This window comes from Anaerotignum sp. (assembly GCF_031981185.1).
Taxonomy (GTDB): Bacteria; Bacillota; Clostridia; order Lachnospirales; family Anaerotignaceae; genus Chakrabartyella.
The window spans coordinates 98,614-109,760 of sequence record NZ_DALYUL010000003.1 but is presented as its reverse complement, the minus strand read 5'-3'; the positions used below and the strand labels follow the sequence as shown (position 1 = coordinate 109,760).

Sequence of the window (11,147 nt, the reverse complement as noted above, 5' to 3'; positions counted from 1 at the left end):
CTCTCAAAAACATAAACAAGTCCTTCGATCAAAGGCAAACAATAAAATATTACACCAAAGAACGGCCATAAGAAATGAAAATACGGATAAACTCATTTCAATCCCTTTCTTTTTTCATCCAACAAGGCCTCTAAGCGGTCAATGGTGTTGCGATCAATCTCCTCATCCTGAATAAATGCAGAAACAAAATCAACCAGAGAAGCTGCTTTTGATTGTTGATAACAGCCGCTGCTCTGAAATTGCATAACGTGATATTCCTCTTCGGTAAACGCTGGTGAAAAGGTTCTTCCATAATTTTTACCGGTTTTTACAAACCCATTTACACAGATTGCTCCTTTTTCTAAAAGCTGATTTAGCAAAATATGAATAGAGCTGGCTTTCCATGAACGTTCTGTTGACAAATTAATGATATCAGAACGAGATAAAGGTTTGTTCTCTTTCCATAAAAGATCCATAATCTCTTGCTCATTTTTTGTTAGTGAGATGGATTTATTCATAATTTATTACCTCTTCAAAGTGTGACTTTATACAATTATATCGCCTTACAATAAAACAGTCAATACGTCAATTATATTTTTGTTTATTGAAGAATATAGTCATTTTATAAATTATATTATATTTATGTGGTAAAAAATGGAAATCATTATCATTCTAAAGATTTATTTAAAAGCCCTATCATCATTTGTTTTTTATAACAATATTTCAATAATAGTTAAGTATTTTTTTCTTTCAGAAACCTTTTGAAAAGTGTTCTTTCCTACTTATTTGTTAAGCATTTCTTTATACAAAAATGTTCTTATCTTACCCGTCTAATAACAAACACAAACAATAATGGATAAAGCTCTTGGTTTTTATAGCGCATTTGTAAGGATGCTTTTAAAATGCATGTATTTCATTGGTAATAAAAAACTAAAACAAGCATAGGATGTATTTAGGATAAGCTTACTAACAAAAGGAGGGCTATTATGGGATGTTTTGTTGTACCAATGGCGGAGGCCATCGTGGTATCAATCGTCAAAAAAGTTGTCAAAAAGAAGAAAGAGAGCTTAGCTTTGGAAAATGTAGAGTCAGAGGGCGCTGCATTTTTAAGTGCAGAATCAGAGAAATTAGACCAAACAAAGCTTGATTGGGAGCAAAAGTTGAGTTGGTTGAATCAGCTATTATGGGGTGGCGTTTTTTTATTGGCCATCGAACATATTTGGCATGATGAGGTTGTCTTGTGGCCGCCATTTTTAACGGCTATGAACAATCCCAGTGAAATACCAATTATGCTCCACGAAATGGCAACCATCGGGACTTCCATGGCGGTATTTGTGACGTTGGTTTGGGTGGTTATGGTTTATGTTTTGGAAAACAAATTAAAACAAACTGTGCAGAAAGAATATGAGAGAAATTAAGGGAGGGATTCTATGTATTTTATCATTACGGCGCTGGCGGCGATTTTAACCACAATTGTTTGGCGCGGCATGTCCGAGGACAAATTTCAGTTAAGCACCCTTTGCTTGATATACTGGGGGGCAACGCTGATGTGGTTCGTAGACCATGTAGTTGCCTATCTCACGGAGGGAGGAGCGTTTTTAGAAATTTCCATGGACGCAACTTTGTTGGGTATCACGGTTGTTGTGTGTGGTTTTTTTGTGTGGATGCTAATTGCAGTTGTCAAAAATTTGAGGGGAGTTCCCCGTAAGGATTTAGGTCTTCGTAATGCAGGCAGGTAGTATGTCAATCTAGGGATACAGTCTAAAAATGGGGTTGGGTCATGATAAAATTAGTCGCCATTGGGAATCGATTTATGAAGGATGATGGAATTGCCATTGAGGTTGCAGAGCATTTGGAAGAGAGTCTGAAAAAGCTAAATGTTGAGGTGATGATTGGGGAAACGGATTGTCAAAGTACCTTTTTTTCCATTCACCAAGAGGATTATGTGTTCATACTGGATGCATTTTATGAAGGAGGGCAGCCGGGAACCATTCATATTCTTAGCCTTGAGGAAGCAATAGCTAAATCTTCAGGGTCCCCCATGCAGCATGATATGAGCGTGATTGATATGATGCGTCTTTATCATTGTAAATGGAAAGGCTATTTGATTGGTGTTGAAATTGGGGAGGTAGGCTTTGGAGAAGGGCTTAGCCCCGTTTTGCAGGAGCGGTTTCAAGATATCTGCTTAGAAGTGGAAAAGAACATATCAAAAATCATATTGGAGGATATTAATTATGCATGATACTTTTTTAAATCAAAATTTGTATGAATCCATCGGGGGCTTATGCAAAGAAAATGCGATCGAAAGAATTACTAAGCTGGTTATTACGGTACATACCCATAGTCATATCAGCGAAAAAAGTATCCGCGAGCACTTTGCTGATAGAAAAAGCAAACTTATTGGGGAATGGACAAATATTGTAGTGGATAAAAAAGAAATTGAACCATTGACTGCAACCATTGAACAGATTGATGGTGAAAAAAAGGAATGAGCGAGCCTCAAAGTCTTATGATACAAATTCATGGAATTGTGCAGGGGGTGGGTATGCGCCCATTTCTCTATAAAACAGCCAATGCCTTCCAACTTACCGGCTTTGTGAAAAATAAAGGCGCCTCTGTGGTTATTGTGCTTTCGGGGGAGCCAGAGGCAATGGATGGTTTTTTAAATGAATTGACCAACAATTCCCCGCCCAATGCAGTGCTCCATCATATAGATATTTCATTTCACCCAAAGCTCCATTTTCAGGATTTTAAAATTTTACATAGTGCAGAGGACGAAAAGATACAAGGCTGTCTTTTGCCTGATTTAGCTATATGTCAGGACTGTTTAGATGATATTCTAAATCACCATGATAGGCGGTTTGCTTATGCGTTTACAAATTGCACAAATTGCGGGCCGAGATATTCCATTATAAAAGATCTGCCTTATGACCGAAGGAATACAACCATGGGGACTTTTACCATGTGTGAGGACTGTAATGAAGAATATGAAAATCCTGAGAATCGGAGATTTCATGCCCAACCCAATGCTTGTCCAGTTTGTGGGCCCAGGTATATCTTATTGCATGGAAATGGTGAACAAATTGAATGCGAAACCCCAATTGAAATGGGGAAACAGCTTTTAAAAGATGGGAAAATCTTAGCCATCAAAGGAATTGGAGGGTATCACCTTGTTTGTAATGCAGAAAATGAAACTGCCGTGGCAACCTTACGCAGGAGGAAAAACCGCCCCCATAAGCCTTTTGCAATGATGACGTGCAAACTTGAGGATGCAATGAAAATTTGTTTTGTAAATCCCAAGGAAAAAGAAACAATTTCCAATAACAAGCGCCCCATTGTTTTACTAAAGAAAGACCCCACCACCTTTCTCCCAGATAATATTGCACCGAAGCTATCTCATTATGGTGTAATGCTTCCCTATACCCCTTTGCATTATCTTTTATTTGATGAGAACCTAAAGTATTTGATTATGACCAGCGGGAATATCAGCGGAATGCCCATATGTTATAAAGACGAAGATGCATTGGAGAAATTGAGCGATGTGGCTGATTATTTTCTCATACATAACCGTGAAATCATGACGCCCATTGATGACTCTGTAGTTAAAGTTATCAATGACGATGTGTTACTAAGCCGTTGTGGCAGAGGGTATGCGCCTGTGGCTTTGCCGTTAAATGCCCCCAATGAATTATTAGCTGTTGGGGGAAATCAAAAAGCTTCCCTTTGTTTTGTTCATAATCAGCTGGCGCACATCAGTCAATATATGGGCGAGCTTCATTATCTGGAGGCTTGTAAGGAATATACTTTGGTGCTAGATAGACTATCTAGACTTTTAAAGGCAGCTCCTCAAGCCATTGCTCATGATTTACACCCCAATTATTTTTCAACACAATATGCAAAGAGACAGGAAATCACAACCATAGCTGTTCAACATCATCATGCCCACATGGTGGCATGTATGGCGGAGAACAATTTTTATGATGAAGGTATCGGTATTATATTTGACGGCACCGGCATGGGTGAAGACGGTGCTATATGGGGCGGGGAATTTTTCATAGGAAGCAGATCACAATTCAAAAGAGTGGGACATTTGGAATATGTAACGTTGCAGGGTGGAGATTCTGCCATAGAGGAACCTTGGAAATGTGCCTTATCTTATTTTGATGCAATTCACGAAAGTATTGAGCCTTTTTTTCCCAACTTAGACAAGGTACAAGTACAGGTTGTGGAAAAAGCATTGGAGAAAAAGGTGAATTGCTATCAATCCTCAAGTATGGGCAGATTATTTGATTGTGTTGCCGCTGTATTATTGGGATGCAGCCGCATTTCCTATGAAGCGCAGGCAGCCATAGAGCTGGAAAGTTTGGTGGATAGCAGCATAACCGGAACATACCGTTTTACCATATCTGAGAGGGCGGGGACTTTCATATTGGGCTATCAAAGTATTTTGGAGAGTGTATTGGAGGATTTGAGAAAACATGAGCCTATTTCTGTCATATCTTCAAAATTTCACAATACAATTTCTAAAGCAACCATAGACTGTGCATGCAGAATAAGAGAAGAATATCTATTGGACAACGTTTTTTTAGGGGGAGGCGTTTTTGAAAATACATACCTCTTAAAGAAAGTTATTACTGGACTGAAAGCGATGGATTTTCAAGTTTTTTATAATCAGAAAGTACCACTAAATGATGGAGGTCTGTCTTTTGGTCAGGCAGCTGTGGCGGCCTCCATTCTGGAGGAGAGGGCTTATGTGTCTGGCAGTTCCAACAAAAATTATTTCGGTGAATGGAAAGTATGCCAACGTTGAAACCATGGGCGTTGGGCAGACAATTAATGTTCAGCTCATCGAAAATCCTATGGCAGGGGATTTTGTATTATTACACGCAGGCTTTGCCATTGAAAAGATTGACCAAGGGGAGTATACATTTTTAAATACCATACTAAATGAGATGATAAACGATGATGAAAATGGATCAGAAGCATGAAAAAACAGTACGGATTATGGAGGTTTGTGGTACCCATACACAGGCTATTGCAAAATCGGGCATTCGATATTTACTGCCGGATTACGTAAAGTTATTGTCTGGCCCTGGCTGCCCTGTTTGTGTTACCCATGAAAGCTATATTGATGGGGCAATTGCATTGCTTTCACAAGAAAATGTGATTTTAGCAACCTTTGGTGACATGTTGAAAGTCAAAGGAACCAAGTTCAGTCTTTCTGAAATAAAAAAGAAAGATTCGATTTTTACTGTTTATTCTCCCGAGGATGCAATCACACTAGCACAGAAATATCCCAAGAAAACTGTGGTTTTTTTGGCAGTGGGTTTTGAAACAACGGCGCCGATAATTGGGGCCACAATTAAAAATGTATTTGAGCAAGGGATAGAGAATCTGTTTTTTCTAACTGCGCTAAAACGTATGGAACCGATTCTCCGTTTTATTCTGAAGGATGAAGAGTCTAAGATAGATGGACTCATTTGCCCCGGTCATGTTGCATCAGTTTTGGGAGGTGATGCCTTTGGTTTTGTAACAGAGGAGTATAATCTTCCTGCCGTGGTTTGTGGATTTGAGGCTGAGGATATGAAAAAAGGAATTTATGGCCTTTTAGATCAAATTGAGGGAAGACGTCCCGTTTCCTTTTTAAATTTATATCCCCGTTGTGTTCGCAACCAAGGTAACCCATTGGCTAAGGAATTTATAAATGAAATTTTTCAAACAGAGGATGGATATTGGCGTGGTATTGGAGAGGTTGCGGATTCAGCATTGGTGCTAAAACAAAAATACCAAAGATTGGACGCAAAAAAAAGATTTTCTATTTCGGAGGAAATAACTTTAAAACCCTCTGTTTGCCAATGCAGAGAAATCATCCTCGGCCGAAAGGCTCCTTATGAGTGTATTCAATTTGGGCTAAGATGCACACCTGAAAATCCCTTGGGGCCTTGTATGATATCTTCAGAAGGGGCTTGCTCAGCCCATTATAAATACGGGAGGATAAACTTTTGATAAACAAAATTAAATTATATCATGGTGATGGTGGCGCAAAAACAAATGAGCTGATTCGTCAAATATTTTTGAAAAACTATGGAGAAGCAGAAGATGTACTAAGTGATTCTTTTGTTTTTAATACGCATGCTTCAAAGCTTGCCTATACTACTGATAGCTTTGTGGTTCAGCCCCTGTTTTTTCGAGGTGGTGACATTGGTAAGTTAGCAATTTGCGGCACGTTAAATGACCTTGCAACAGCGGGGGCAAAACCCCTTTATATCAGTGCCGGTTTCATTATTGAAGAGGGATTTGATATCGAAGCACTGTGTCAAATTGCTAGCTCAATGGGTGAGGTCTGCAAAGATAATGGCATTAGAATTGTTACGGGAGATACCAAGGTTGTTGAAAAAGGAAGTGCTGACGGTCTATTTATTAATACCTCAGGAATTGGTGTTGTGTCTGAGCACTATTCTCCCCAAGATATTGAACCGGGTGATGAGATTATTATAACTGGTACCATTGCAGAACATGGCACTGCCATATTGCTTGATCGCTACGATCTTGCAATTGAAACCAATATTTTGAGTGACTGTAGTGCTTTAAGTCATCTCATTTCTGACTTAGAGATGATGTTACCCTACATAAAACGAATGAAAGACCCCACAAGGGGAGGTATAGCGACAGTTTTGAATGAAATAGCTGATTATGCCGGTTTCAATGTGGAGCTTCTTGAGGATAACATACCAATTCATCCTCAAGTCAAGGCTGTAAATGCAATTTTGGGTATTGATCCACTGTATCTTGCCTGTGAGGGCAGGATGATTTTTGTAGTGAAAAAGGGTTATGGAAGTAAGATTTTGCAACTATTAGAGGAGCTATGCGGTTGTAGAGAAGCGAAGATGATTGGTTGCTTTACCGCAGATAGACAAAAATTAGTTTATATGCAGACAAAGATTGGTGGGAAGCGAGTGCTACCAAGTTTAGAGAGCCAGACAGTGCCAAGAATTTGTTGATTAACCATAGGAATGGGTATATGTGAGGAGTGTTTTCATGGATTTGGATTTATTGATTGAGTCGATTCGTAAAAGCATGGGGCAAATAAATGCAGATATAGACGAACTCTATATGAATAAAAATAAGGATGTCCAACAGGTATTAGAACGTTTAAATAGAGAAGCCATGATTTTGAATGGAAAATTGCAAAAGTATAAAGTATCAAAAGAACTAGTCGCAGAAGAGAGCGCTATTCCAAGCCCACCAGTAAATCCTCCGGAGGAAAACGAACCAAATAATACAAGACTTTTCACGTTGGAAGAATTGGCGGTGAATGATGGAAGAGATGGCCATCCTGCATATGTGGCTGTCAACGGGTTTGTATATGATGTAACAAGTCGTGTAGGTTGGGCGTCAGGGATACATTTTGGTCTTAGGGCGGGAAAGGATTTGACAAAGGAATTTTATTCCTGCCACGGAGATCCTATTTTTTTAGAATCACTGCCCATCGTTGGTTATTTATCCTAAATGTAAAGTTGGTGATAAATTGGGAACAGAAAGTTTTCGGTGCCCTTATCAGGAAAGTAAACTACAATCCACAGCAAAACTGGTTGCAAGGGCGAATGATGAAATTAAAAATAATAATATAAAAAAATCTAACCTTTTATGGCTTGAATTGAATGGATGCGCTGGCAATATTATTTCATTGCTGAATGGTCAAAATCCAGATTTTCAGTATCTACTCACAGAAATGGCGAATATGATTTATAGCAATAGCTTGCTTGCCGCAGAGGGAACTGAGGCAATGGATGAGTTGTTTGGTGCGATTGGTTCTGATTATATTCTTGCGGTAGAAGGAGCGGTTTCTCTAAAAGATGATGGTATTTATAATATGATAGGGCGGCATGATGGACAATTGATAACAGGATTGGATGCAGTGAAACGACTGGGGGAAAATGCTGCGTATGTGATTGCTGTGGGTGCATGTGCCTCCCACGGGGGAATATCGACAGCAAGGCCTAATCCAACTGGCTGCGTAGGTGTGCACCAGGTTTTGCAAAGAAAGGTGATCCAGCTGCCTGGATGTCCATGCCACCCTGATTGGTTTATGGGGACCCTTGCTTATATTATGCTATATGGAGAGCCGCCTTTGGATAGCAGAAATCGGCCGTTGATGTTTTACAGCACTACCATTCATGACAGATGTCCCAGAAGGTCTTATTTTGACCAAGGGATATTTGCAAGCAAGCTCGGGGAAAAAACTTGTATGTATAGAATGGGTTGCCGCGGCCCAGTAACACAAATTGATTGCCCCATTAGGCAGTGGAATGGCCATGTGAATTGGCCTGTTGAAGATGATTCTCCTTGCATTGGTTGTGCCCAATTTGGTTTTCCCGATGCCATGGAACCGTTTATAACCTATAGATCAACGAGGGGGGAGTAAGCTTGGCGGAAAGAATAACGATAAACCCCGTAACACGCATTAGCGGTTTTATGGAAATTGATGCAGAGGTTGAAAATAATGTGGTGGTAGACGCAAAAACCAAAGGATTGATGTTTCGTGGGTTTGAAAAAATGTTAATGGGTAGAGATCCCTTTGATGCGGTTTACTTTACCCAAAGAATATGTGGCATTTGCTCCACGGCTCATTCTGTTGCGGCCACACTAGCCTTGGAGAGCTCCATGAATTTTGTGCCTTCTGAGCAGGGGCGGTATCTGCGGGATATTGTTCATGCCTGCGAGTTTCTTCAAAACCACTTAAGACATTTCTATCAATATACACTACCTGATTTTGTAAAACTACCTGAAAACTACCCGTTATTCAAGACGGATCATAATGATTACCGCCTTCCAAAGGAAATTAATGACCGTATGGTAGAGGATTATTTTGCTTCCCTTGAATTCAGCCGTAACGCCCATCAAATGTTGGCAATATTAGGAGGAAAGGCGCCCCATAACCATGGCATTTTTGTAGGGGGGATCACTTCTCCAGTCACCGTGAGTAAGATTATTGCTATTACATCCATTCTTGATGGCATTGAGGAGTTTATCGAAGATAAAATGATTCCTGATGTATATAAAATTGGGCAGTACTATTCTGAATATTATTATATGGGTAAAGGGTATGGCAATTTGTTGAGTTATGGATGTTTTGACCATTATAGGGAATTGGGCACTTTATATGTAGATCCTCTTGTGTATTCAAATAACATTATAACACCCTTTCACCCAGATGAAATATCTCAGGAAAATGATTTTTCTTGGTTTAACGAAAATGATCAACCTGATTTTCAGAAGGAAAAGGCGTATTCATGGATTAAAGCCACAAGATACAATGATTTACCTTTTGAAGTGGGACCTTTGGCAAGGCAATGGCTAAGCGGAGAATACAGAAATGGCATATCGGCAATGGATAGAACCATAGCCAGAGTGCTAGAAGCAAAAAAAATAGTTCAAATTATGAAGGAATTGATTCGAAATTTAATCCCTGATGTTCCGATGCAAGAGGAGTATCGGGTGCCAGATAATGCCATGGGTAGGGGGTTGATTGACACAACCAGAGGGGCACTTGGTCATTGGCTGGTAATTGAAAATAAAAAAATAGCGTTTTATCAAATTATAACGCCATCTGCTTGGAATTTATCCACGCAAACGGGAGATATAAAGGGTACTGGTGAGCAGGCAATCATAGGAACCCATGTCAGTTCAGTGGATGCCCCCGTTGAAATCGGCAGAATTATACGTTCCTTCGATCCTTGTGTTTCCTGTGCTACCCATGTTTTTTCGGAAAGCAATCCGGGAAATATCATTCGAGTTGTATAGCAAGATTGGAAAGTTTATAAAGGACAAGAAATAGACTACATAAAATGCTTTTATCGTTCAGATTGCATTGTTGCCTTTAAAATCCTGCATTGGCTTCTTGGAGAAAGCATAATTCTTTCATTCAATAGTAGATTATTGTTATTTAACCCAACAAAAAAGACTGGTAAAGCGCGAAATAACGCTTTTATCCAGTCTTTTTCTACTATGTGGCAACTCCTTATGAATGGGACTGCATAATTTACAATGCAGAAATCACTGCATCTGCAAATTCTTCTGTAGAAGCGGTTCCTCCCATATCAACAGTGAGAACCTTGCCCTCACCAATAACTTTTTCCACTGCTTTTTCAATACTTGCCGCCGCTTTGCCCTCGCCCAAATGAGCAAGCATAAGAGAAGCGGAAAGAATTGCCGCGGTGGGGTTGATTTTGTGCTGTCCGGCAATGTCGGGTGCAGAACCGTGAATGGGTTCAAAAATTGCGCCATCTACACCGATATTCGCACTAGGGGTTAACCCTAGTCCGCCAACCAAGCCGGCACAAAGGTCGGAAACGATGTCCCCATAAAGGTTGGGACAAACTAACACATCATAATCCTCGGGATGCATTACCAAGCGCATGCACATGGCATCCACAATACTGTCGTTAAACTGAATCTGAGGGTATTCTTTGGCAATTTCTCTGGCAATATCAAGAAACATACCATCAGTACATTTCATAATATTTGCTTTATGAACGGCGGTTACTTTTTTTCTGCCTTCTCTAACGGCATACTCGAAGGCATAACGAATAATACGTTCACAGCCCTTTCTAGTAAAGAGCTTGATGCTTTCTGCCGTATCGTTGTCTACCATACGTTCAATTCCGGCATAGAGATCCTCAGTATTTTCCCGCACGATAACCAAATCAATATTTTCAAACTTTGTAATAACGCCTGGATAGGTTTTTGCGGGGCGAACGTTTGCGTATAAATCAAAAGTTTTCCTCATTGCAACATTTACACTGCGAAATCCTGTGCCAACTGGGGTGGCAACGGGTCCTTTTAATGCAATTCCCGTTTTACGAATGGAAGCAATGGTTTCATCGGGAAGGGGTGTTCCATATTTTTCGATCATCGCCGCACCGGCATGGGCTTCTTCCCACTGTATTTCAACGCCTGTTGCTTCCACAACCTTTTTAGCCGCAGCAATAACCTCGGGCCCGCTGCCGTCACCTGGGATTAAAGTAACATGATGTGCCATTTTTTCTTTCCTCCTGCAATAATAAGGGTTTAGAAACTGCCCTTTTAAGCAATATTAAAGTCAAGTCCTCAAGGGAGTTTGACTTTAATATTGCTTTTTTGGCAATTCCCGCTGATGAAAAAACAAA

General features: G+C 40.0%; 13 protein-coding genes. 11 read left to right on the top strand and 2 right to left on the bottom strand.

Going from position 1 to position 11,147, the window contains the following annotated elements:
* Window positions 1-92: 92 nt before the first annotated feature.
* Window positions 93-497, bottom strand: coding sequence for a BlaI/MecI/CopY family transcriptional regulator (locus RTK36_RS02490; protein ID WP_256148207.1), 405 nt, complete (start codon window positions 495-497; stop codon window positions 93-95).
* Window positions 498-965: 468 nt separating this feature from the next.
* Between RTK36_RS02490 and RTK36_RS02485 the strand changes: the two genes are divergently transcribed.
* Genes RTK36_RS02485 through RTK36_RS02435 form a run of 11 tightly spaced genes read left to right on the top strand, consistent with a single transcriptional unit; the run spans window position 966 to window position 9,783 of the window.
* On the top strand, window positions 966-1,397 hold the full coding sequence (locus RTK36_RS02485; RefSeq protein ID WP_312043993.1) for a hypothetical protein: 432 nt from the start codon (window positions 966-968) through the stop codon (window positions 1,395-1,397).
* Window positions 1,398-1,409: 12 nt separating this feature from the next.
* The gene (locus RTK36_RS02480; protein WP_312043992.1) at window positions 1,410-1,718 is read left to right on the top strand and encodes a hypothetical protein; all 309 of its coding nucleotides are present in this window, start codon (window positions 1,410-1,412) and stop codon (window positions 1,716-1,718) included.
* Between the two features lie 41 nt (window positions 1,719-1,759).
* Window positions 1,760-2,221 carry a hydrogenase maturation protease gene (locus tag RTK36_RS02475; RefSeq protein WP_312043989.1) on the top strand — a complete coding sequence of 154 codons (462 nt, stop codon included), beginning with the start codon at window positions 1,760-1,762 and terminating at the stop codon, window positions 2,219-2,221.
* Entirely contained in the window at window positions 2,214-2,471 is a 258-nt protein-coding gene (locus RTK36_RS02470; protein ID WP_312043987.1) for a hypothetical protein, read from the top strand. Before RTK36_RS02475 ends, RTK36_RS02470 begins: the two co-directional genes overlap by 8 nt.
* A complete protein-coding gene (gene hypF, locus RTK36_RS02465; RefSeq protein ID WP_312043984.1) occupies window positions 2,468-4,789 on the top strand; it encodes a carbamoyltransferase HypF in 2,322 nt (773 codons plus the stop codon). Before RTK36_RS02470 ends, hypF begins: the two co-directional genes overlap by 4 nt.
* Window positions 4,731-4,967, top strand: a complete 237-nt coding sequence (locus RTK36_RS02460) for a HypC/HybG/HupF family hydrogenase formation chaperone (protein WP_312043982.1) — start codon at window positions 4,731-4,733, stop codon at window positions 4,965-4,967. The genes hypF and RTK36_RS02460 overlap by 59 nt, the downstream gene beginning before the upstream one ends.
* On the top strand, window positions 4,942-5,985 hold the full coding sequence (hypD, locus tag RTK36_RS02455; protein ID WP_312043980.1) for a hydrogenase formation protein HypD: 1,044 nt from the start codon (window positions 4,942-4,944) through the stop codon (window positions 5,983-5,985). Before RTK36_RS02460 ends, hypD begins: the two co-directional genes overlap by 26 nt.
* A complete protein-coding gene (hypE, locus tag RTK36_RS02450; protein WP_312043977.1) occupies window positions 5,982-6,980 on the top strand; it encodes a hydrogenase expression/formation protein HypE in 999 nt (332 codons plus the stop codon). Before hypD ends, hypE begins: the two co-directional genes overlap by 4 nt.
* Window positions 6,981-7,017: 37 nt before the next feature.
* Window positions 7,018-7,488 carry a cytochrome b5 domain-containing protein gene (locus RTK36_RS02445; protein WP_312043975.1) on the top strand — a complete coding sequence of 157 codons (471 nt, stop codon included), beginning with the start codon at window positions 7,018-7,020 and terminating at the stop codon, window positions 7,486-7,488.
* A 19-nt stretch (window positions 7,489-7,507) separates the two neighbouring features.
* Window positions 7,508-8,404 (top strand): hydrogenase small subunit, encoded by an 897-nt coding sequence (locus RTK36_RS02440; protein WP_312043973.1) that lies wholly within the window; start codon window positions 7,508-7,510, stop codon window positions 8,402-8,404.
* Between the two features lie 2 nt (window positions 8,405-8,406).
* Window positions 8,407-9,783, top strand: a complete 1,377-nt coding sequence (locus RTK36_RS02435; protein WP_312043971.1) for a nickel-dependent hydrogenase large subunit — start codon at window positions 8,407-8,409, stop codon at window positions 9,781-9,783.
* Window positions 9,784-10,021: 238 nt separating this feature from the next.
* Here the strand turns inward: RTK36_RS02435 and RTK36_RS02430 are convergent, their stop codons facing one another.
* Window positions 10,022-11,020 carry an isocitrate/isopropylmalate dehydrogenase family protein gene (locus RTK36_RS02430; protein WP_312043968.1) on the bottom strand — a complete coding sequence of 333 codons (999 nt, stop codon included), beginning with the start codon at window positions 11,018-11,020 and terminating at the stop codon, window positions 10,022-10,024.
* Between the last annotated feature and the right edge of the window lie 127 nt (window positions 11,021-11,147).